Source organism: Legionella shakespearei DSM 23087, from assembly GCF_000373765.1.
Taxonomy (GTDB): domain Bacteria; phylum Pseudomonadota; class Gammaproteobacteria; order Legionellales; family Legionellaceae; genus Legionella; species Legionella shakespearei.
Genome location: NZ_KB892404.1, coordinates 67,373 through 89,328, shown reverse-complemented (window position 1 = coordinate 89,328; position 21,956 = coordinate 67,373). Strand labels below are relative to the sequence as shown.

Below are 21,956 nucleotides of genomic sequence, written 5' to 3'. Positions count from 1 at the left end.
AAGGTGAAAACCATGACACTTATAAAGAAAATGGCTCTGGGTGTGCTCGTAATGTTATTTGTGGTTTTTATTGGCACCTATATAATAACCATGAACAATGCACGTAATTTTTTTATTGAGCAAATTGAAAGCAATGCGCAGGACACGGCCACTTCTCTGGGCTTGTCCTTATCGCAGTCATTGTCGACTCATGACATTCCGACAATGAACTCTATGGTTCAGGCTGTTTTTGACAGAGGCTATTTTTCGTCAATCCAGGTTAAAAACATAAAGGGTAAGACACTTGTTTCCAAGAAACTGCCTCCCCAGCAAACGAATATTCCGCAGTGGTTTGTTAATTTGATTGAATGGCCCCCTACGGATAAAACGTCATTGATTATGGACGGATGGATGCAGGCTGGTGAAATTTCTGTTACCAGTGATCCAAGCTATGTCTATGCTTCCTTATGGCGTAATGCGGTAGAGATGGTAAAAGCGTACCTTCTTTTTGGTGTAGTATCCTTGTTATTGGTGTATTGTTTTATCCAATATTTGCTAAGGCCTTTGAAAAGGGTAACTGCCCAGGCACTGGCTATTTCCGAGCATGAGTTTCCTATTGAAACCAAAATACCCAAAACTCCAGAGTTAAAGCAAGTGACTTTAGCGATGAACCAGATGGTTATCAAGATCAAATCATTATTCCAGGAGCAAATGCAGCAAACGGAATTACTCAGAATACAGGTTTATCAGGATCCTTTAACTGGTTTAAGTAACAGACGCTATTTCCTGCAACAATTGTCTTCGATTCTGGATAATGAAGACGAATTCATACCCGGCTATATTTTAATGATAGTAATAGACGGGCTGGATGAATTGAATCAGCAGCAAGGCTACCAGCAGGGGGATAATCTGGTTTTAATTGTTGCCAAGGCATGCAAGGATTTTTGGACTCAGGCTTCGGTAAGTACGGTAGCAAGAATCAATGGCAGTACTTTTGCTATAGTAAATCACGAACGGGACCCTGAGGTTTTTGATGCACAATGCAAAGACTTCGAGCATATTCTTCGCCGAGCGATCAGCGGCATAAAATTATGTAATGCCCATATGGGAGCCTCTGGATATTTTGCTCACCAAACCGTATCCAATTTGTTAACCATGGTTGATTTATCGGTTAAAAAAGCGCGTGAAAATGGTGTTTTCTATTGTCAGAAAGAACATGATACCTTTAAATACCCTCGCTTGATTACTGAAGAGGATATCAGGAATTCTATAGAGCAAAAAACAATAAGCCTGCATGCGCAAGCTGTCACCAATGGGGGGACAGATACCCTGCACAATGAAATATTCGTACGTTTACAGAATTACAGCGGAAATGAGTTGGGTGCTGGTTATTTTATGCCGGTCGCAGAAAAATTGGGGGCTGCTCATCTTATTGACCTTTATGTGATTAATGAATTGGCAGGGAAAAATCTTATTGTTGCCGAGCAGTGCTATGCAGTAAATATTTCTGCTGATACGCTGATTAATGAAGAACACAGTGTAAATTATCTCAATCAACTAAAATCTATTCCACCGGCAATACTAAAAAATCTGGCTTTGGAAATTAATGAATCCATGATTGTTACCCATTTTACCGCGGTTAAAGCATTCGTGAAACAGGCTAAAAAACTGGGTTTAAAAATTGGCGTAGACAGGGTGGGTATACATTTTTCGCCCTTGCACTATTTAAGTGATTTGCATATAGATTATTTAAAACTGCATGGCAGTCTGGTGCAGGATATAGATGAAAATGAAAGCAAACAGTTTTTCATTCATTATTTTAATGAAATGGCCAAAACCCTTGATATTCAGGTAGTTGCAACTCAGGTAGAACATCAGACCCAATGGAAGGCTTTGGAAGTAGTTCATATTCCATGGGGACAGGGACGTTATTTGGCACCTGTAATCTTGTTATCGTCTGGATCCAAAGTAAAAGGAAACTGAGTATTAGGAATTAGCCAGTATTGGCGTTTCCATATCGTCCCCAGATCCCCGTCGACCTGAGCGCGTCTTTTTGCGCGAAGGATCTCCTGAAAGCGGCATGGTGCCACTTTGATCCCGGCTGCAAGCAGACCGGGCTACACACCGTGCCAGGATTCAGCGCGATCTACGTCGTCCTGAGCGCGTTTTTTTTGCGCGAAGGATCTCCTGAAAGCGGCATGGTGCCAGTACTTGGTGCTCCTTCGCGTCAAAAGACGACGTAGATTGGGGGAAAACCACTACATCCCGCTTCGTTAATAGGGCTACAGTTGATATTTCTCTGTAAAATAATCATGGAATACGTTATGATAAAGTTTCGAAAAACTACAATAAAAATATCATGACCCACTATAACAAACAGCCAAAAAGTCTTCTTTTTCCTCTGCCTTTGTTGTTAATGACCTTTACATTGAGTGGATGTATTGATTTATCAGTTACCCGTAGTAATTATCGAAAAGATATTCCAGATTACTCCAAAGAAGAAGTTGCTCCTTCGGATAAAAAGAAAGGAAAACAAATCAAGACCGTTGCTGCCAAGAAAGGTGAGGTCTATACCATGCTCGGAGGTTTGGGCTTGTTCAGTATTGGTATGTATCAGCTCAGGGATTCCGTCATGGATCACTATAAATATGAAGTCCCTGCTCAGAGCACCATGTGGTATAACGCAGGCGCTGAAAGTCGTGAGATTATAAATGCCTATTACAAAGAAAAAGTACACAAGCCTATCATCCTGATGGGACACTCCCTGGGAGCAAATGAACAAATCAAAGTGGCTCGTAATCTGAATGCGGCAGGTGTGCCTGTGGATCTGTTGGTCACTATCGATGCAGTGTCTCAAAGTATTGTTCCCCCTAATGTGAAGCTGGCCGTAAATATGTACAAGCCAGGCTATGTACCCATGTTTAGTGGATTAAAGCTTAAGGCAGTTGATCCGGCTAAAACCAGGATAGAAAACATTAATGTTGAAACACTGAAAAATGTGAATGTAAATCACTTTACTATAGATAAAAATAAAATTGTTCAAGCCATGATCATGGATAAAGTAGAAAAGGTGTTAGCTGATGGAAATAAAAAAGGCGCTTAAGATGCAAGCTTCTCCCCGCATCTGTGTTATTGGCGCTGGCCCTAGTGGTCTTGCTGCAATTAAAAATCTGCAAGAGCAGGGGCTAAGCTCAATTACCGCCTTTGAAAAGAATAATCAGGTTGGCGGTAATTGGGTGTTTGACGAAAATAATGCTCATTCCAGTGTTTATGAAACAACGCATATTATCAGTTCCAGAAGATGGTCTGAGTTTGAAGACTTTCCCATGCCGGTGCATTATACCGATTACCCATCGCATGCTTTGCTGTTAAAGTATTTTCAGAGTTATGCCCAGCATTTCGACTTATATAAATACATTTCATTTAATACTACCGTGCTGAAAGTGACCCGTACAGACGACAATATATGGCAGGTTGTCTATGAAAATGAGCAAGGTATCCATGAAACCTGTTTTGATTATTTACTTGTAGCGAATGGGCACCACTGGGATCCCTTTTTGCCTGAATACGAAGGTGAGTTTTCAGGAGAGCTTCTCCATTCGCATCAGTATAAAAAGGCTTCCGTTTTTACAGGCAAACGTGTACTTGTAGTTGGCGGGGGAAATTCAGCTTGCGATGTAGCCGTTGAGATATCACGGGTTACGCCCCAGACCTCTATCAGTATGCGCCGAGGCTATCATATATTTCCAAAATTCATCATAGGCAAACCTACGGATGTTGCCTTTGCAAAAATTCGCTGGATGCCGGCCTGGCTAAGACAAAAGTGTATTCAGATTGTCATCAGACTGTTACAAGGGAGATATGACAAATACAAGCTGATGAAACCTGATTGCGGACCCTTGGAAATTCATCCGACAATTAATTCTGAATTGCTTTATTCTATTCGTCATGGAAAAGTAGCTCCGCGTCCGGGAATAGACCATTTTGAGGGAAATAAAGTTCATTTCAGTGACGGTAGAACAGAAGAATATGATACAGTCATTTTCGCTACCGGCTATAAAATCAGTTTTCCATTCTTTGATAAAGAATGTATTGATTTCACTAACTCCACAGAAGTTCCTCTTTATCGAAAAATGATGCATGCAGATTTCGATAATCTGTATTTTATTGGTTTATGCCAACCGCAAGGGTGTATCTGGCCTTTGGCAGATTATCAGTCAAAAATTGTCGCACGCATTATTAATGGCACTTTAAACAGGCCTGAAGAATTACATAAGAAAATTGCGAAAGAAATTAAAAAGCCGCATTACCGCTTTAAATCCCATAGACGCCACGCATTGGAAGTGGACTATCATATGTTCCGGCGTGAGTTGTTGCAAATGCTGGGACAAAAGCGTTTTGGTTTTAAGTTGTAATCCTGCTCCGGTTGCAACGAATGGCACTTACTTAAGCAGTTTTTGTAGCCCGGTCTGTTTGCAGCTGAATCTCTACACATCTTCGCCTCTACATATCTTCACCATTCCCCGATCCACGTCGTCCTGAGCGCGTCTTTTTGCGCGAAGGATCTCCAAATATTGGCACCATGCCGCTTTCAGGAGATCCTTCGCGCAAAAAGACGCGCTCAGGACGACGTGGATCGGGGAATGGCGCTAGGAACGCACGAAAACCGAGCCGCGACCGTCAGGAAGCGGAACAGTTATAATGGCACGTACTTTATTTCCTGCACCCATACACAGAGTTCCCAGAGATGTCTGGAATAATCAGTTGCTCTCAACCGGACTACAGAGCTCAAGTTCAGGAAGCCCGCCTCTTTCGCTTCATCAAAGATCCCATCAGTTTTTCAATGCTGTTCACATGAGGATTTTCCTGCAACAGGATCGCTTTAGTACGATCTTCGCAATATCCTTTCACTTCCTTGTCCGGCAAAATATAAAACTTTTTATGCTCTACTTCCTGCACCACATGAAGGGCAACATCCTCAGCAGGTCTTGAATGGGCTAAAAGCGAATTCAAGGTATTCTGAAATGTTGCATCAACCTCGGATGGTTTGGATAATAGTGAAGTATCTGTAAAAGATGGAAAAACGACAGAGACATCAACCCTATGTCCCATACGTTGAATATCAAAATGCAGCGATTCTGACAAGGCCAGAACGGCATGCTTTGACATGGAGTAGGCTGCCATTTGCGACCCTGAGCAAAGGGCATATAAACTCGCCATATTGATAATGTGCGCTGGATTATCCTGTTTGATTAAATAGGGCATAAATACACGAATCATGTGAATCATGCCATATAAATTTACGTCCATAACCTGATGAATGTGCTCTGGTTTTAAATCCCACACCGGAGCCAGATTTCCTATAATTCCCGCATTATTAAAAATCCAGTCCACACGGCCCAATTTTTTATCAACAGCAACAAGTAACTCTTCTATTTCCAGAGGCTTTGTGACATCACAAGGAACACAAAGAATCTGATCAGGGTATTGGGCTGTTAGCCGGGTTGCCTCATTGTCGAGTTTTACACTGTCTTTATCCACCATAACTACTGCCATGTCCCGCTGAAGACAAACAAGGCTTAAAGCCAGCCCTATGCCACTTGCAGCACCAGTGATTACAGCTACCTTCATCTTTATTCCCTCTTCAAATACAGAACACCACAATAGCCCGAAGATTATCATAGAATATTGCCAGTTTTGAAGTGTAACTGGTTCAACTGAGAAGTGATCCTAGTGAGCCTCGCTAATTAATTTGTTCTTTATCTTGCTACTTAGTGTTAATTATTTGATCTTTGTGCTAAAATGATTCTCATTTGTTGTGCCCAGAGTTTTAAGGGCTAGTTAAGAGGAACTATTATGCAAAGCAGAGAAGATCTAACAACAGTCTCCAATGAAGACAATAATAAAGTGATTAGTGAAATGATCACTTCAGAAAACACCTACAATGAAAAATTGGGCGATTTGGGAGTTGCCTTAACTCTCGATGTTAATGTTGGCCAGGATGTGCTTTTACTGCAACTGCGTGAAGTAGTTTTTAAGCTTAAAGGGATTTCTGATACCTTGCTTTTAAATGCAAAAGTAGCCTATGACCCGCAAATTACCAGTTTAGATGCCCATTTATTATTAAGGGTTCAGCGTGTAAGCCTTTTAAAGTCGTTTTATACTGAATACAAAGAATACTTAAAACTTTATGATGGGTTTATGGTAGCAAATAAAGCAGATCCAGAGCGCTTTAAAACAATTAAGGGATATTTTACGTTAAATAGTAAATCCTTTAAAAATCTGTCCCTGGATGATTATCTCATCGAACCGATTCAGAGAGGCTTTCGTTATCAATTATTGATTAATGAAGCTTTGGGAAGGAAAGATGGTTTGACGGAACAGAATTTGAAAGAGTTAAACGAATTGCTGGGTTTGGTTAAAGGCTGTATGCAAGAGGTGAATAGCAGTTCCAATCTTGCCTCGATTAATAAAGGATATCAATTTGGTGACTTACTGTTAAAACCTGTAGGAAAGAGTCTGTATTCCTGGTGGTATGGTTCTTCTGCAGCATCAGACAGCAAAACAACTTTGGAAAAAGAATCGTCTGTGTCTGCTTCTGACTCCGATAATGAGCTCGCCAGCCACTCTCCAGAAAACGTCTGATCTTCCATATTTGTAGCTTGTATTAGCGGAGCGTAATACGGGATCATTACCACTTCGATCCCGTATTACGCTCCGCTAATACGGGCTACATACTAATCCAGAATTTCTCTTGATAACCTCAGATTTTGCTATACTTAAAACATGGATACCTGACAAAAGGATTTTATTATGAACAATGGAGAAGTACCTGATGAGCCTGATGAGTTTCCGATAGAACCTATAGAGTATCCATTCGAGCCACAGCCCTTTGAACCAGAAGATCCTCAGTTACCAGAGCCTGAGCCAAGAGAGACACCTGAGCCATAATGTTTGAGGTAGTTTTGTAGCTCGTATTAGCAAAGCGTAATACAGGAGATCGATGTACACCCGATCCACGTCGTCCTGAGCGTGTCTTTTGGCGCGAAGGACGACGTAGAGAAGAGACCAAAACATCTTAAGTAAGTACCATTCAATTGATTCAACCAGGTAAAAATTTGGAACCTGTCTTTCTTACGTCGGGGTTAATCCACTAATGCTGCTTACGAATCAAAGAATGGATCAGATAAGATTGCCTCCATTTATCAATATCCTCAACGCATATCCAATATCAGGAGCTCTCATTAAACTTTCACCTACAAGAAAAGTATTAATTCCATGCGATTGCATTAATTCAATATCATCATGAGTATTAATACCACTTTCAGTAATAATCAGCCTGTCTTCTGGTACCATGTCTTTCAATTCAATACTAAGCTGTATATCCGTTTTAAAAGTATGAAGGCTGCGGTTGTTAATGCCAATAAGTGGGGTAGGGAGTTTTAAGGCTCTGTTCAATTCTTCTCTGGTATGGCTTTCGACAAGGACTGCCATATGCAACTCTTGCGCCGTCTGACAAAAATCCATCAATTGCACGTCATCGAGCATCGCAACAATAAGTAAAATACAATCAGCACCTAAAGCAAGACTTTCATGAATCTGATAAGGATCAATAATAAAATCCTTACGCAGTACAGGCAATTGGCAATGGTTTTTGGCTGCAAGCAAATAGTCGGGATGTCCCTGGAAAAATTCAATATCAGTAAGAACAGAAAGACATTTAGCGCCATTTTGCTCATAAGTTGCAGCAATTTCAGCAACATCAAACTGCTCTCTGATTAATCCTTTACTGGGAGATGCCTTTTTAATTTCTGCAATAATAGATGGGGTTTTATTATTTTTTAATGCCGCCACAAAATCACGCTGCGGTACTGGTGGGTGCGTGGGCAGACTCTGCAAAGGTTTGTTTTTCTTAGCGATCGAGACTTCTGTCGCTTTATGATCGGCTATACGTTGTAAAATACTATTCATGATGTGATTCTTTATTTAAAGTTTGGGTTAATTGACGCAGTTTGGTAAAACATTCAGAGGCTTTTCCACTATCAATAGCGCTTTTTGCCAGATCAACAGCATCAGCAAAAGTAAGGTTGTCTCTGGCGCAATAAATAGCAGCGGCTGAATTGAGCACCACCATATCTCGTGCCGCCCCTTTTTCACCAGTAAAGACAGACACTATCTTTTCAAGACTTTCCTCGGGTGAGTCTACGGTTATTGCATCCAAAGAAGAATGCGTCACTCCATATTCCTCAGGGACAAGAAGCCACTTTTTAAACGAACCTTGACGATATTCTATAACTGCAGTAGGTGCTACGATACTGATTTCATCCATACCGTCCTGAGAACTGATAACCAAAGCTCTCTCGCTGCCTAAATTAGCCAGAACAGTTGCCAAAGGTCGTTGCCATGTTGTTGAAAACACACCAACAACCTGACGCTTGACCTGTGCCGGATTAACCAGCGGCCCGAGCAAATTAAACAGAGTTCTTATTCCCAATTGTTGGCGTGCAGTCCTTGCATGTTGCATGGCTGGGTGGTAATGCGGTGCGAATAAAAAAGCAAGACCACATTGTTTGATGCATTCATTCATATCTTGGTCTGCAAGATTTAATACAAAACCCGCCTGCTCCAGTAAATCGGCACTGCCACTGCGGCTGGAAACAGAACGATTACCATGTTTGGCAACGGGTACTCCAGCAGCTGCCACCACAAAACTGCAGGCAGTAGATACGTTGAACGTATTTTTACCATCTCCACCAGTACCTACAATATCAACCAGATTATCACCCAAATCAAGATGATGGGCTAACTGGCGCATTACTTCAGCCGCTGCGGTGAGTTCATGTACCGTCTCACCTTTCATGCGCATCAAGGCTAAAAAAGTAGCGATTTGTAAATCATTGAATTGTCCAGTCATGCAGGCATGAATGACTTCCTGCATTTGCGCAGGACTTAAATCCTTTTTATCAATGAGATGTTCAAATAATTGTTTGGGTATCATAATTTAAGAAGTTCTCTAATAAGTGCAAACCATGTTGGCTTAATATGGCCTCTGGATGAAATTGTAGACCAAAAAGCGGGTATTGACGATGCGAAATTGCCATGATGGTTTTATCCGCCCAGGCATCTATTGAAAAGCAGTCAGGCAAAGTGGCTGCATCAACTGCTAATGAATGATAACGGGTTGCTTTGAAGTAATTAGGTATGTCTTTAAATATCCCCTGACGATGATGAAGAATATCTGATGTTTTGCCATGAATGATTTCGGGGGCGGGGATAATTGTACCGCCAAAAGCCTGAGCCAGACATTGATGCCCAAGGCAAATACCCAATACAGGTATCTCCTGATGAAACTCCTTAATTGCTGCCATGGAAATACCCGCTTTATCCGGAGCATTGGGTCCTGGGGATATGACCAGATATTGGGGGGAGAGTTTTCTTATCTGTTCCAAATCAATTTTGTCATGTTCATAGATAAGAACCTCTTGTTGCAGACATTGAAAATAGTGCACCAGATTGTAAGTAAAGGAATCGTAATTATCGATGAGTAAAAGCATGGCTATAAAGTAAACTCTTCCCCAAGATAAACCGCTCTGACTTGCTGGTTTGCCAGGATCAGTTCCGGAGTTCCTTCACAAAGTATTTTCCCCTGGCTGACAATATAGGCGCGTTCGCAAATGTCCAGGGTTTCCCTGACATTGTGATCGGTAATCAAGACACCAATGCCTTTATTACACAGATGCTGGATAATTTTTTTGATGTCTATAACAGAAATCGGATCCACACCGGCAAAGGGTTCATCAAGTAAAATGAAAGAGGGCTCTATAGCCAATGCCCGGGCTATTTCAACCCGGCGGCGTTCTCCACCTGATAAGGACATCCCCATGCTTTTTTCTATATGGCTAATGTGAAATTCCTGCAGCAGGAGATCCAGCTTTTCTTCCCGGGCTTGTTCATCCAAATCGGGCCTGAGTTGCAATATGGCCATGATGTTGTCAGCAACTGTCAGTTTACGGAATACAGAGGCTTCCTGAGGCAAATAACTGATCCCTAAACGTGCTCTTTGATGCATGGCATCCTGGGTGATGTCCTGCCCGTTCAGAATGATTTGCCCTTCATCACAAGACTGCAGGCCTACTATCATATAAAAGCAGGTGGTTTTACCCGCACCATTAGGGCCTAACAAACCGACACATTCACCCTGTTTCACATGGATGCTTACCCCATTAACTACCGTTCGGGTTTTGAATGACTTTTTTAAATTTACGGCTTCCAATCGACTCATGATGTTTTCTTTTCAGGATACAGAATTATAGTGGTTCTGCTTTTTCCGTTATTTTGGGTTACTACATGCTGCTTTAAGGTATCATAGATTATTTTAGGTGCTGACATGGAATTTGGCCCTTGCTCTATGCGCGCATTACCGCTTAATTCAATGATATGCTTCAATGGATAATACTTTATAGTATCCGCATATGCATGAAAAGCAGGCTTATTAGGTCCGGTTTCAGTCCAATAGTGGGCTTGTTTACCCTTAGTGCCATTGGCAATGGCCAGGGTCAACTGGTTTTTAGCATCCCCCTGAGTGATTGCCTTTGCTGCATGCAGGTTAGTTGTTCCCTGGGTAAATTCAACATTACCGGTATAAACACCCTTATGATTTTGCTGGCTTAAATCTGCAGAGTCGGAAACCACATGCATGATTTGTTCTTTATCAGTAGGCAGGGCGTAACCCATGACCCAGGCCATCATTAACAGCAGAGCAAGACAGAACTTAACCTTTAGCTGGGTCATAGCTTCCTCGGGCTCTATGGAGTAATTCGACTCGCTTTTCATCAAGATAGGCATTCATGCCGTGGGACTGGATTATATTTCCGGGTTGTTCGAAGGTAACGAACAGGTTAGTGGTTGCCTTTTTTTCCTTGGGAAAATAGGTGACTTCCTCTGTTTTTAAAGTGCTTTCCGAGGTTTTATCACCAGGTTTTTGATGAACTACCACTTGTTCCATAAAGGTAATGCGTTGACCGCCTTCGAATGATTTGGCTTTTACAGAGTTAATTTCCCAGGCTGGCTGATCTTCCTGTTTGATAACGATATGAGGATTTTGCAACAAATGAATGTCTTCCTTGGGAATGTGCTCCATCAGCGGCGTTGTCAGCAGGTTGACCAATACTCCATCGGTATTAAACTGGCGGACAGTAAGTCCGGTTATTGTGGTATCAACAGTTGATGACAGCGTGTCATTGTCCAGTTGTTCTACTTTTTCCATACCGGAAAAATACCACCCTGAGCCCGCCAGGATGATTAAAGTGAACAACAGTACAAGGGTTTGTTTCGCACTATTCATTGTTTCAGATAACCTTCCAGAGCTGCCTCTGCCTTATTTTGTGCATTAAGGATTAAATCACAGAGTTCACGGACAGCACCTCGGCCACCGGTTTTCTCTGTTTGCCAGTCAGCAAATTCTTTCACCTGAGGCACAGCATTACGCACGGCAACGCCTAATCCCACTTGTTGAATCAGGGGTAAATCAGGTAAATCATCACCAATATAGGCAAATTGATCATCCTGTAAATTCAGGGTTTTCTTAAGTTGCTGATAGGCGTCACGCTTATCAACCTGACCTTTAAAATAATGGACAACACCAAGCTGCTGCATGCGGTGATCTACAACAGCATTACGTGCTGTGGTGATTACGGCAACTTCAATATCGGCAGCCATCAGCAGCTTTAAACCCATGCCATCCTGCACATGAAATGACTTTAATTCATTGCCATGATTATCGATATGCAGCAGGCCGTCACTTAGAACTCCGTCAACATCACAAACAAGGCATTTTACTCTTTTCGCTTTTTCCAATAATTCGTTCATTTTATCCTCTGATTAAAAAACACCGGCTCGTAACAAATCATGTAAATGGAGCACTGCGTGAGGTCTGTTTTCTTCGGTTACTACTAATGAAGTGATGCTGTGCTTTTGCATGATTGCCAAAGCTTCTGCAGCAAGCATCCCTTTCTGGATGGTTCTGCAATTTCGCGTCATGACTTCAGTCAACTGGGTGGTATTGATGTCATACTCACGGGTTAAGGTACGGCGAATATCTCCATCCGTGTAGATGCCTACCAGGGTACCCTGATTATTCACTACACAGGTCATGCCCAGTTTTTTATCGGTTACTTCAATCAAGGCTTCACTGATGGTTGCTTTTTCATTAATTATCGGCAACTGTTCACCCGTGTGACATAACTCGTCAATGCGTAGTAACAGTCTTTTACCGAGGCTGCCGCCAGGATGGGACAGGGCAAAGTCTTCAGCGCTAAAGCCTCTTGCCTGCAACAGGGCAATGGCCAATGCATCCCCCATAACCAATGATACTGTTGTACTTGTAGTTGGCGCTAACCCGAGAGGGCAGGCTTCCTGTTTAATACTGACATCAAGATTCACATCTGCTGATTTGGCCAAAATGGATTCGGTATTACCTGTCAAGGTAATCAGCGGTACTTCAAGGCGTTTTAACAATGGCAACAAGGTAACAATTTCTGCAGTGTTCCCTGAATGCGAAATAGCAATTACTGTATCCTGGCGGGTGATCATACCCAGATCACCATGGCTTGCTTCACCTGGATGCATAAAAAAGGAGGGGCTTCCGGTGCTGGACAAAGTAGCCGCCAGTTTGTTTGCTATGTGGCCTGATTTCCCCATTCCTGTTACTACTATGCGTCCTTTACACGCGAGCAATAGTTCACAAGCCTTTTCAAAGCGCTCGTCAATACGTTGGGTTAGCTCGAAGACAGCTTGTGCTTCAGTTTCAATAACTGCCAGACCAAGTGTGCAAAAATTCATAGGCTATTTTGTCTGTTTTTTGTTTATTTTTCATTCTAACACAATGCTTTTCAATGATGTATCCCTATTTATTTTAATAATCCAACTTTTTTTGATTTAAACTTGCTTAAAAAGCAATTTTTTTTCCATAACCTGGTATATACTTCTAAGTTCAGACCAAAATTGGAAATGAAAAGCATGCCTGAAAATTGGGTTGAAATAAAAAATCTGACCTTTACACGGGATGAGCGCTGCATTTTTGATGGCATTGATATGGTTGTGAAACAAGGAAAAATCACTGCAATCATGGGACCCAGCGGCTCAGGTAAAACTACTTTGCTGCGTTTGATCGGTGCTCAATTGACGCCAGATCACGGGGCAGTCTATGTACAAGGAAAGAACATTCATCAATTATCACGCAAGGCTTTGTACGAAACACGGCGAAATATGGGTTTGCTTTTTCAAAGCAGCGCCTTATTTACCCATCTCTCAGTTTTTGAAAACGTGGCTTTTCCTCTGAGAGAACACACCAGACTGAACGCATCCATGTTGCGTGATATAGTCCTAATGAAACTTGAAGCAGTTGGCTTACGGGGTGCGGCCGACCTGATGCCTGCCCAGTTATCCGGGGGTATGGCCAGACGAGTGGCTTTGGCAAGAACCATAGCACTGGATCCGGAATTAATGATGTACGATGAGCCTTTTACAGGACAAGATCCAATTTCCATGGGGGTTTTGGTGCGTTTGATTCGCCGTTTGAATCAACTGTTACATACAACAACGATTATAGTATCTCACGATGTAGAGGAAACCTGCTCTATTGCGGACTATGTGTATCTGATTTCCGGTGGAACAATAATAGGCCAGGGTACTCCTGAAGAGTTAATCCATTCTTCAGAACCTCAGGTAAAACAATTTATGCATGGGGAAGCAGATGGGGCTGTGCCTTTTCATTATCCTGCCAGACCCTATACAGAGGAGTTATTAGATGCTTGATACTATCGCGCGTCTTGGTAATCGTGGTGTACATGTATTACAGAGCATAGGAAATTCCGGCTTATTTTTGTTTACCATGCTGTTTAGAAAGCCCAATATTGCTAAACTATGGCCATTATTACGCCACCAGATTTTTTTTATTGGTGTTTTATCTTGCCTAATCATTGTAGTATCTGCTTTATTTATAGGTATGGTTGTTGGATTGCAAGGATATAATACCTTGCAAAAATTTGGAGCAGCAAGCCAGCTTGGCCAGTTATTGGCATTAACTATTGCCAGAGAACTGGGGCCAGTGGTAAGTGCCTTGCTGTTTGCGGGACGTGCCGGTTCTGCACTGACAGCCGAAATTGGCCTGATGAAAGCAACAGAACAATTGTCCAGTATGGATATGATGGGGGTTGACCCCTTGGGCAGAGTGATTTATCCCCGTTTTATCGGCGGATTTATTGCCTTGCCAGTATTGGCTCTGATCTTTTCTGCGGTAGCAATCTACGGCGGATATTTTATTGGAGTGCATTGGTTAGGAGTAGATGCTGGAAGTTTTTGGTCCAACATGCAGGCAGCAGTAAATTTTCGCCTTGATGTATTCAGTGGAATTATCAAGAGTTTGGTTTTTGCTTTTGTAGTGACCTGGATTGCTGTATTCCAGGGATTTGAGTGTGTGCCAACAGCGGAGGGCATCAGCCAGGCGACGACTAAAACAGTAGTTTACTCATCGCTTGCAGTTCTGGGGCTTGATTTTTTGTTGACTGCAATGATGATTGGAGATTGGTAAATGAATAAGCAACGTTATGTAGACATAAGTGTAGGAATATTTATGTTGCTTGGCCTTTTGGCTTTATGTGTCATGGTAATGAAAGTCAGTGGGATTAACAGTTTTCTGTCTCATAAGGATTATCATGTGACAGCAAATTTTACTGACATAGGCGGATTAAAGGTGAGGGCTCCCGTCACAGTTGCCGGGGTACGTATTGGTGAGGTAAGCAAGATTGAATTACAACCAGGCGAACTGAATGCCCGTGTTACTATGACCTTGAGAAGCGATAAACGGATTCCTTATGAAGATTCTTCTGCACGAATTTTGACAGAAGGCTTGATTGGTTCCAATTATATTAGTATTGTTCCCGGTTTTGAAGATGAAGAGAGCAAGGATCATCCCTATTTACGTGATGGCGATGAAATTGCAAAGACTCAGGAAGCTATTATTCTTGAGAATCTTATAGGCCAATTATTATTTAATATTAAAAAATAGGTGAAATATGAGAGCATTAAAAAGCATTTTATTCGTTGCCTGTCTTGGAGTAACGCAAATTATATTTGCTCAATCATCACCCGTTCCCATGCTGGAAAATGCTGCAAATCAAATTATTGCCACCTTAAAGGCAAATAAAGCCAATTTGCAAAGTAATCCTGCCATTATTTATAAAGCAGTTGAATCGCATCTGTTGCCAAATGTGGACGTAGCTGGAATGTCACGTTCTGTTTTGGGACGTCAGGCATGGACTAAAGCCACACCAGCTGAGCGTGCCCAGTTTTCCCAGGCCTTTACCCGTCTGGTGATTCGCACTTACGCGAGTCCTCTGGCTCAATACTCAGATGAAACCGTGCAATTTTTACCCTTGCGTGGATCATTGAGCAGTCGTTTCATCCGTGTGAACAGTGTGATCGTTCGTACACAAGGACAAAATATTCCTCTGACGTACAGCCTCGTTGCCAAAAATGGACAATGGAAAATTTATGACATCAGCGTTGAAGGTGTCAGTTTACTGCAAAGTTTCAAATCGCAGTTCGCTCAGGCATTACAACATTCCAGCATCAATGATTTAATTGCTGAAATGCAAAAGAAACAAGTTAAAAAGGCTTCATAATTGTGGATAACATTAATTTCAAGCCTGATACAGAACTCACTTTTAAATCGGTGGTGTCTGTTCGCGCCAAGCTTTCTAAAGCTTTAACGAATAACACCAGCAATAAATTTTGCCTCGATTTAAGTGATGTAACTCATTGCGACAGTGCTGGTCTGGCACTGTTAATTGAAGCAAGAAAATTGTGTAAACAAAATAACAAGATTTTTGAGGTGATAGGGATGTCTCCTGAAACCCAATCCCTCGCGGAGTTTTGTGGAGTAAAGAATATATTAGAAACAGCATAAGATGTAATCACCCGATATCAAAGTTTTTGGAATGACTGTATCTCCCTCGTTTAAATTTTTTTTAGCAACTAGCGTAAAAAAATTGTATTTATTTCAATTAGTGAGCTAACTTTATGTTAAGTAATGAAGAAATTGCGCAAAGGCTTCGAGACATTGATGATGTGTTTCATGTCGAAGTTGATGGTGACGGTTATCAATACAAACTAATAATAGTAACCGACATCTTTATAAATAAATCGAAAGTAGCCAGGCAACAATGGGTCTATGCACAACTTAACGATTTAATTACCACCGGCAGGCTTCATGCTTTAAGTATGAAGACATGGACAAAAGAAGAATGGGGGAAGCAACATGGATAAATTATTGATAAATGGTGGTAAGGCATTGCATGGAGAAGTGGTCATATCGGGAGCAAAAAATGCAGCGTTACCGATTATGGCTGCAACCTTGCTCGCCAGCGATCATGTCACTGTTTCTAATGTGCCTCACCTCAAAGACATAACCACAATGATGGAATTATTAGGCCAGCTTGGCGCTCATTTGATTGTTGATGAAAAAATGAATGTCCAGGTTGATGCAAGTCAGGTGAATGAGTTTGTCGCACCTTATGATCTGGTTAAAACCATGCGTGCCTCAATTCTTGTGTTAGGGCCCATGCTGGCGCGATTTGGTAAAGCAGATGTTTCCCTTCCAGGCGGTTGCGCTATAGGCACCAGACCGGTTGATTTGCATTTAAAAGCCTTAAAAGCAATGGGTGCTGATATTACAGTTAAAAATGGCTATATCAATGCACGTTGCAAAAAAGGACGTTTGCAGGGACGCCGTTTGATGTTTGATACCGTGACAGTAACCGGTACAGAAAATATATTGATGGCTGCTGTTCTTGCAGAAGGTACTACGGTTATTAAAAATGCTGCACGTGAACCAGAGGTAGTTGATCTGGCTCATTTCCTGACTCAAATGGGAGCAAAAATTTCTGGAGCAGGTACTTCAACTATTGAAGTTGAAGGAGTGGAAGCACTGTCTGGAGGTACTTATTCAGTAATGTCTGACCGAATCGAGGCTGGAACTTATCTGGCAGCCGGAGCGCTGACTCGAGGCCATGTAACCGTTAAGAGAGTACGCCCTGATACTTTGTTATCTCAATTATGCAAATTTGAAGAAGCTGGCGCTGAATTAACCATAGGTGAAGATTGGGTGAGTCTGAATATGAATGGCAAGCGCCCTGAAGCGGTGAACATTGCTACGGCTCCTTATCCTGCTTTTGCTACTGACATGCAAGCCCAGTTTATGGCGATGAACTCTGTAGCTGAAGGCCAGTCTACTATAGTAGAAACCATTTTCGAAAACCGTTTTATGCACGTTCAGGAATTGCAGCGTATGGGTGCTCAGATTCAATTGAATGGCAATACTGCCATCATCAATGGAGTTGAAAAACTGACCGGTGCTCCTGTAATGGCGACTGATTTACGTGCATCAGCGAGCTTGATTTTAGCGGGATTGGTTGCTGATGGTGAGACCACTGTTGAGCGGATTTATCATGTTGACAGAGGTTATGAGCGTATCGAAGAAAAGTTATCCTTATTGGGTGCTGATATTAAGCGAGTTTCTGAAAGGTGATTACCCGTAATAAATTAGCCCTTTACCTGAATGAGTTTTTAAGTTGTAGCCAGTTTAATGACTATGCTCCGAATGGAATTCAGGTAGAAGGTAAAGAACAGATCAAGCGAATCTGTACCGCCGTTACGGCATCAGATGATGTCATCAGCAAAGCAATTGATTGGAAGGCCGATGCACTTTTAGTGCATCACGGCTATTTCTGGCGTGGTGAAGATCCTGTCATCACCGGGATTAAACGGCAAAGAATCAGTAAATTGCTTCATGCCGACCTTAATTTATTTGCCTATCATTTGCCTTTGGATTGTCATGTAGAATTGGGTAATAATGCCTGCATTGCCAAATTGTTATCTCTTGAATCCATCAAGATGCATAAAGCAGGCAATACCAACAACATCCTTTGGTCGGGCACTTTAGCCAAAGCTATTGATGCTGAGCAGTTTTCTGCTGTACTGGAACAAAAGCTTGGACGCAAACCCTTGCATATATCAGGTGGTGGCAAACTCATTCATTCAGTGGCTTTATGTACGGGTGCAGCCCAGGATTATATCGATAATGCCCATCAGCTAGGTGTTGATGCCTATCTAAGCGGCGAAGTCTCTGAGCGAACTTATTATCAAGCCAAAGAATCAGGCATCCATTATTATTCCTGTGGTCATCACGCAACAGAGCGATATGGAATTCAGTCTCTGGGAAATCATCTTGCCTCTGAATATGGCCTGGAACATCAATTTATCGACAGCGATAATCCAGTCTAGCACTGACTTGTAGCCTGGTCTGCTCGCAGCCGGGATCGAAGTGGCAATGAGCTTCAAGATAATTCCCAGAGTTTCGAGTCCTGTGCAAGAAACCCCTTAACCTCGCTTGTCTTTCAGGGAAACCTGCATCCATGCGGTCGGTGTGCGCGTCCCTGCGCACAACGCCCTGAAAGCCAAGCGAGGTCAAGGTGTTTCCGAGAGATTGTGCCAGAGTTGTAGCGATACGGCTACGAAAAATCTTTGTCATTCCCCGAACCCCGTCGTCCTGAGCGCGTCTTTTTGCGCGAAGGATCTCCAAATATTGGCACCATGCCGCTGGAATGAGATCCTTCGCGCAAAAAGACGCGCTCAGGACGACGTAGATCGGGATGTGTAGAAGAGACAGCGCCTGTAGCCCGTATTAGGCGCCAGCCGTAATACGGGAATGAGTTCATTGCTACTTCGATCCCGTATTACGGCTGGCGCCTAATACGGGCTACACTCCATACAATAAAAAAAATAACAACCCCGTTTTACCCCAAACTCTTGTGCCTGCACAGTATACTAAGCTAACATGTGAGAATAGTTGCTAACAGGTTGTTATAATGATCAATTTTCGCAAATTTATGGTATTTATATTTTTAATTTGCTCCTTTTTAGGTCATTCCTACGCTGCAGGTGTAAAAAACAAAGCATTTAGAACCATTTGGCACCCAACCTTTTTAGGAGAGCGTCTCGATTACTGTACGCTTGATGGTAAAGCCTGTGGTAAAGAGGTGGCAAAGCGCTATTGTCAAATGCTGGGTTATGATTATTCCACCCAGAATGTTATTGCTTATAATGTGGGTTTAACTAACTATTTAGCAAGCAGGGCTCAATGTAAAGGTTGGCGTTGCAATGGGTTTATGAGTATTAGCTGTGCCGTTGGCCTATCTCATAATCCACCAAAATCTTACCACTATCGGGAAAAAAGATTTGTTGTGCCCCGTTACAATGATTATCGCGTTGACTGGTGTTACAACAAAAATCAGGGTTGTGGACGCCGGGCAGCTAATTCTTTCTGCAGCCGTATGGGCTTCATGCAGGCAAAGCGTTTTGAAAGAGAAAACCATATCAGTGCAACCAAAGCGATAGGCAGTCAGGAATTATGCTTTGGAAATCAATGTAATGCGTTTAAATCGATAGTGTGTTACCGATAAATCTGATACTTTAATAGCATGTGGTTTTGCATAAAACATGGCAGATGCTAAAAGGTTTTTTGCGGATTTGTAGCCAGTATTAGCGATGCTCCGCCGTCCCGCGGCTTGACCGCGGGATCCAGAGATCTCACCTCGAGCCTAGATCCTGGATCCTGGGGGCAAGCCGCGGGACGGCGGAACCAGAATTTAATTTTTAGTAGGTTTTATGACAGATAAGTAAAGTTAATGCCATATATTTGACAGTTGTCTGGTGAGTGTCCGATACTTAAAAGTAAATAACTCAAGCTTAAGGATAGGTTTATGAGTGGCAATGACAAGATTTATATCATTGATGATAACGAAGATCGTTGTGCCAAGCTCCGTACTATATTTGATTTTATTGGCCAATCCACTGAAGTGACGAAATTTACGTCCTGGCAAATAATATCCGATCCTGACCCCAGCATAATCATTCTTGGTGCCGCTTCTTCATTCGAGCACACCATGGATGAACTTGATGCTTTAGTCAAGCAGTTTTCAAAAGTACCCGTTTTGGTTATTGGCGAACAGCTTAACTCAGCTCAATGTGCTGATCGCAATGTTGTTGCCTGTTTACCTTTCCCCTTTAGTTATGCCCAAATGCTTGAATCATTGCACCGTTGCCAGATTGCCAGAGAAGCCGTTAAATTTATTACAGCCAGCACTCATAAAACCCCTTTATTCCGCAGCCTGGTAGGAAATAGCGATGGAATACGCCAGGTTCGTAAACTCATAGAGCAAGTTGCCAATACTGAGGCGAGCGTTTTAATTTTAGGAGAGTCAGGAACCGGTAAAGAAGTGGTTGCACGTAACATACACTCACTATCATCCCGATCAAACAAACCTTTCATTCCTATTAATTGCGGCGCTATTCCTGGTGAGCTTTTGGAAAGTGAATTATTTGGCCATGAGAAAGGTGCATTCACAGGAGCTATTACTTCGCGGCAAGGTCGTTTTGAGTTAGCAAATGGTGGAACTTTATTCCTGGACGAAATAGGCGATATGCCACTGGCCATGCAGGTTAAACTATTACGCGTGTTACAGGAGCGTTGCTTTGAACGCGTAGGCTCTAATAAAAGCATTGAAGTGAATGTACGTATTATTGCGGCGACACACCGCAATCTTGAGATGGCTATTGAAGAAGGCAAATTCAGAGAAGATTTATTTTACAGACTTAATGTATTTCCTATAGAGATGCCGCCTTTACGAAACAGAAACGGCGATGTTTCCCTTTTATTTAACGAATTAATTTCGCGTATTGAAGGAGAGGGCAGACCCACTGTAAGGCTTATGGCGGATGCAATGGATGCCTTAAGTTGCTACAGCTGGCCAGGAAATGTCAGGGAACTGGCGAATCTGGTAGAGCGATTGTCTATCCTTTATCCCAATGGCATAGTATGTAAAACAGATTTACCACAGCGTTTTCAGGGCGAATACAAACCATCATATGTTGAGTTTTCACCCTCAGGAACTGAGCGTGAAACGTTAATGCAAATCATTAGTCAGGAGCAAATGCCTAATACCGATGGCATTGACTTAAAAGAGCATCTGGTAAAAACAGAATTGGCGTTAATCAGCCAGGCTCTTGATGAGTCGGACTGGGTTGTAGCCCATGCCGCCAGTTACCTCAACATGAGAAGAACGACCTTGGTTGAGAAAATGCGAAAATACGGGCTAACCCGCCCGGAACGAGCAGAACGTTAAGCAGTGAATTGATTTATAGCCCGGCCTGTTTGCAGCCGGGAATTGTGCCACTTCGATCCCGGCTGCAAGCAGACCGGGCTACGCACTAAATCATGCTCTGTGCCGCAACAAAAATTCCGCTTCCTGACGGTCGCGGCTCGGTTTCCGGTGCACGATGAAGTCAATACGAACACACGAAAACCGAGCCGCGACCGTCAGGAAGCGGAACAGTTATACTGGCAAGGACAGTGTTTCTGCTCTGAACCAATGGATCACTCGGACAATACGAGGGAGGTCGGAGTCAATTCCGGATGGTGTTCTCAGAGATGTGTAGACGACTCAGCGCTTGCAGCCGGGATCGAAATGGCAATGAATTCGTTCCCATATTACGGCTACGGTCAAAGTATAAGCCGATTATACTTCGTCTTTTTTACTCTCGGTTTCTGCAACATCCACAGGTTTAGCTTCTTCCTTTTTCACTTCTTCAGCAGGAGCTTCCTGAGTTTCATCCTCAGCCCTTTTTTTCTTGTAATCCTCAATGATCTCACCCACACTGTCTTTTAGCCCCTTAAATAATTTACTGGTCATAGAAGTCAATTCTTGAAAATCGGGTAATTTGGATTTGAAATCACTCATTTCGTTCATCCTTAAAAAAATTACATTTATTAATAATTATATACCTTTCCTGAGTTTTGTGTGAAATGTAACCCAGCTCCACGTTGTCCTGAGCGCAAAAAGACGTGCTCAGGACAACGT

Annotated in this window: 25 protein-coding genes; 15 read left to right on the top strand and 10 right to left on the bottom strand. The window is 42.5% G+C overall.

The annotated features are described in order from the left end of the window. Nucleotides 1-12: 12 nt before the first annotated feature. The 3 genes from B094_RS0109310 to B094_RS0109300 all read left to right on the top strand — a co-directional run bounded on the left by B094_RS0109310 (nucleotide 13) and on the right by B094_RS0109300 (nucleotide 4,394). Nucleotides 13-1,962: a bifunctional diguanylate cyclase/phosphodiesterase gene (locus B094_RS0109310; protein WP_018577539.1), complete on the top strand. Its 1,950-nt coding sequence runs from the start codon at nucleotides 13-15 to the stop codon at nucleotides 1,960-1,962. Nucleotides 1,963-2,338: 376 nt separating this feature from the next. Beyond that, entirely contained in the window at nucleotides 2,339-3,082 is a 744-nt protein-coding gene (locus B094_RS0109305) for a hypothetical protein (protein WP_018577538.1), read from the top strand. Further along, a complete protein-coding gene (locus tag B094_RS0109300) occupies nucleotides 3,060-4,394 on the top strand; it encodes a flavin-containing monooxygenase (RefSeq protein WP_018577537.1) in 1,335 nt (444 codons plus the stop codon). The genes B094_RS0109305 and B094_RS0109300 overlap by 23 nt, the downstream gene beginning before the upstream one ends. Before the next feature lie 379 nt (nucleotides 4,395-4,773). Here the strand turns inward: B094_RS0109300 and B094_RS0109295 are convergent, their stop codons facing one another. Then, the gene (locus B094_RS0109295; protein WP_018577536.1) at nucleotides 4,774-5,610 is read right to left on the bottom strand and encodes an SDR family NAD(P)-dependent oxidoreductase; all 837 of its coding nucleotides are present in this window, start codon (nucleotides 5,608-5,610) and stop codon (nucleotides 4,774-4,776) included. A gap of 225 nt (nucleotides 5,611-5,835) precedes the next feature. Between B094_RS0109295 and B094_RS0109290 the strand changes: the two genes are divergently transcribed. Further along, a complete protein-coding gene (locus B094_RS0109290; RefSeq protein ID WP_018577535.1) occupies nucleotides 5,836-6,624 on the top strand; it encodes a RhoGEF domain-containing protein in 789 nt (262 codons plus the stop codon). Between the two features lie 168 nt (nucleotides 6,625-6,792). Continuing rightward, entirely contained in the window at nucleotides 6,793-6,930 is a 138-nt protein-coding gene (locus B094_RS17460) for a hypothetical protein (RefSeq protein WP_018577534.1), read from the top strand. Nucleotides 6,931-7,161: 231 nt separating this feature from the next. Here the strand turns inward: B094_RS17460 and trpC are convergent, their stop codons facing one another. From trpC to B094_RS0109245, 8 genes are read right to left on the bottom strand one after another with little or no spacing between them, the layout of a single operon-like run. Further along, nucleotides 7,162-7,950: an indole-3-glycerol phosphate synthase TrpC gene (gene trpC / locus B094_RS0109280; protein ID WP_018577533.1), complete on the bottom strand. Its 789-nt coding sequence runs from the start codon at nucleotides 7,948-7,950 to the stop codon at nucleotides 7,162-7,164. Further along, nucleotides 7,943-8,977 carry an anthranilate phosphoribosyltransferase gene (gene trpD / locus B094_RS0109275; RefSeq protein ID WP_018577532.1) on the bottom strand — a complete coding sequence of 345 codons (1,035 nt, stop codon included), beginning with the start codon at nucleotides 8,975-8,977 and terminating at the stop codon, nucleotides 7,943-7,945. The genes trpC and trpD overlap by 8 nt, the downstream gene beginning before the upstream one ends. Beyond that, a complete protein-coding gene (locus B094_RS0109270) occupies nucleotides 8,955-9,533 on the bottom strand; it encodes an anthranilate synthase component II (protein WP_018577531.1) in 579 nt (192 codons plus the stop codon). Before B094_RS0109270 ends, trpD begins: the two co-directional genes overlap by 23 nt. A gap of 2 nt (nucleotides 9,534-9,535) precedes the next feature. After that, nucleotides 9,536-10,261, bottom strand: coding sequence for an LPS export ABC transporter ATP-binding protein (gene lptB, locus B094_RS0109265; RefSeq protein ID WP_018577530.1), 726 nt, complete (start codon nucleotides 10,259-10,261; stop codon nucleotides 9,536-9,538). Beyond that, complete coding sequence (gene lptA, locus B094_RS0109260; RefSeq protein ID WP_018577529.1) at nucleotides 10,258-10,770, bottom strand: lipopolysaccharide transport periplasmic protein LptA; 513 nt, start codon at nucleotides 10,768-10,770, stop codon at nucleotides 10,258-10,260. The genes lptB and lptA overlap by 4 nt, the downstream gene beginning before the upstream one ends. After that, the gene (gene lptC / locus B094_RS0109255; RefSeq protein ID WP_018577528.1) at nucleotides 10,751-11,323 is read right to left on the bottom strand and encodes an LPS export ABC transporter periplasmic protein LptC; all 573 of its coding nucleotides are present in this window, start codon (nucleotides 11,321-11,323) and stop codon (nucleotides 10,751-10,753) included. The genes lptA and lptC overlap by 20 nt, the downstream gene beginning before the upstream one ends. Further along, nucleotides 11,320-11,847, bottom strand: coding sequence for a 3-deoxy-manno-octulosonate-8-phosphatase KdsC (gene kdsC / locus B094_RS0109250; protein WP_018577527.1), 528 nt, complete (start codon nucleotides 11,845-11,847; stop codon nucleotides 11,320-11,322). Before kdsC ends, lptC begins: the two co-directional genes overlap by 4 nt. 12 nt (nucleotides 11,848-11,859) lie before the next feature. Further along, complete coding sequence (locus B094_RS0109245; protein WP_018577526.1) at nucleotides 11,860-12,819, bottom strand: KpsF/GutQ family sugar-phosphate isomerase; 960 nt, start codon at nucleotides 12,817-12,819, stop codon at nucleotides 11,860-11,862. 177 nt (nucleotides 12,820-12,996) lie between these two features. On the opposite strand from B094_RS0109245, the gene B094_RS0109235 reads away from it, so the two are divergent. The 10 genes from B094_RS0109235 to B094_RS0109190 all read left to right on the top strand — a co-directional run bounded on the left by B094_RS0109235 (nucleotide 12,997) and on the right by B094_RS0109190 (nucleotide 21,221). Then, complete coding sequence (locus tag B094_RS0109235) at nucleotides 12,997-13,794, top strand: ABC transporter ATP-binding protein (protein ID WP_018577524.1); 798 nt, start codon at nucleotides 12,997-12,999, stop codon at nucleotides 13,792-13,794. Then, nucleotides 13,787-14,569, top strand: coding sequence for a lipid asymmetry maintenance ABC transporter permease subunit MlaE (mlaE, locus tag B094_RS0109230; RefSeq protein ID WP_018577523.1), 783 nt, complete (start codon nucleotides 13,787-13,789; stop codon nucleotides 14,567-14,569). The genes B094_RS0109235 and mlaE overlap by 8 nt, the downstream gene beginning before the upstream one ends. Further along, entirely contained in the window at nucleotides 14,570-15,046 is a 477-nt protein-coding gene (gene mlaD, locus B094_RS0109225) for an outer membrane lipid asymmetry maintenance protein MlaD (protein ID WP_018577522.1), read from the top strand. Between the two features lie 7 nt (nucleotides 15,047-15,053). Beyond that, a complete protein-coding gene (locus B094_RS0109220) occupies nucleotides 15,054-15,662 on the top strand; it encodes an MlaC/ttg2D family ABC transporter substrate-binding protein (protein WP_018577521.1) in 609 nt (202 codons plus the stop codon). Nucleotides 15,663-15,664: 2 nt separating this feature from the next. Continuing rightward, nucleotides 15,665-15,946, top strand: a complete 282-nt coding sequence (locus B094_RS0109215) for an STAS domain-containing protein (protein ID WP_018577520.1) — start codon at nucleotides 15,665-15,667, stop codon at nucleotides 15,944-15,946. Between the two features lie 113 nt (nucleotides 15,947-16,059). After that, nucleotides 16,060-16,305: a BolA family protein gene (locus tag B094_RS0109210; protein WP_018577519.1), complete on the top strand. Its 246-nt coding sequence runs from the start codon at nucleotides 16,060-16,062 to the stop codon at nucleotides 16,303-16,305. Next, nucleotides 16,298-17,566: a UDP-N-acetylglucosamine 1-carboxyvinyltransferase gene (gene murA, locus B094_RS0109205; RefSeq protein WP_018577518.1), complete on the top strand. Its 1,269-nt coding sequence runs from the start codon at nucleotides 16,298-16,300 to the stop codon at nucleotides 17,564-17,566. Before B094_RS0109210 ends, murA begins: the two co-directional genes overlap by 8 nt. Continuing rightward, nucleotides 17,563-18,321 (top strand): Nif3-like dinuclear metal center hexameric protein, encoded by a 759-nt coding sequence (locus B094_RS0109200; RefSeq protein ID WP_018577517.1) that lies wholly within the window; start codon nucleotides 17,563-17,565, stop codon nucleotides 18,319-18,321. The genes murA and B094_RS0109200 overlap by 4 nt, the downstream gene beginning before the upstream one ends. A 584-nt stretch (nucleotides 18,322-18,905) precedes the next feature. Next, complete coding sequence (locus B094_RS0109195) at nucleotides 18,906-19,499, top strand: hypothetical protein (RefSeq protein ID WP_018577516.1); 594 nt, start codon at nucleotides 18,906-18,908, stop codon at nucleotides 19,497-19,499. Nucleotides 19,500-19,799: 300 nt separating this feature from the next. Next, nucleotides 19,800-21,221, top strand: coding sequence for a sigma-54 dependent transcriptional regulator (locus B094_RS0109190; protein WP_018577515.1), 1,422 nt, complete (start codon nucleotides 19,800-19,802; stop codon nucleotides 21,219-21,221). 393 nt (nucleotides 21,222-21,614) lie between these two features. Here B094_RS0109190 and B094_RS0109185 read toward each other — a convergent pair whose 3' ends face one another. Then, on the bottom strand, nucleotides 21,615-21,836 hold the full coding sequence (locus tag B094_RS0109185; RefSeq protein WP_018577514.1) for a hypothetical protein: 222 nt from the start codon (nucleotides 21,834-21,836) through the stop codon (nucleotides 21,615-21,617). Between the last annotated feature and the right edge of the window lie 120 nt (nucleotides 21,837-21,956).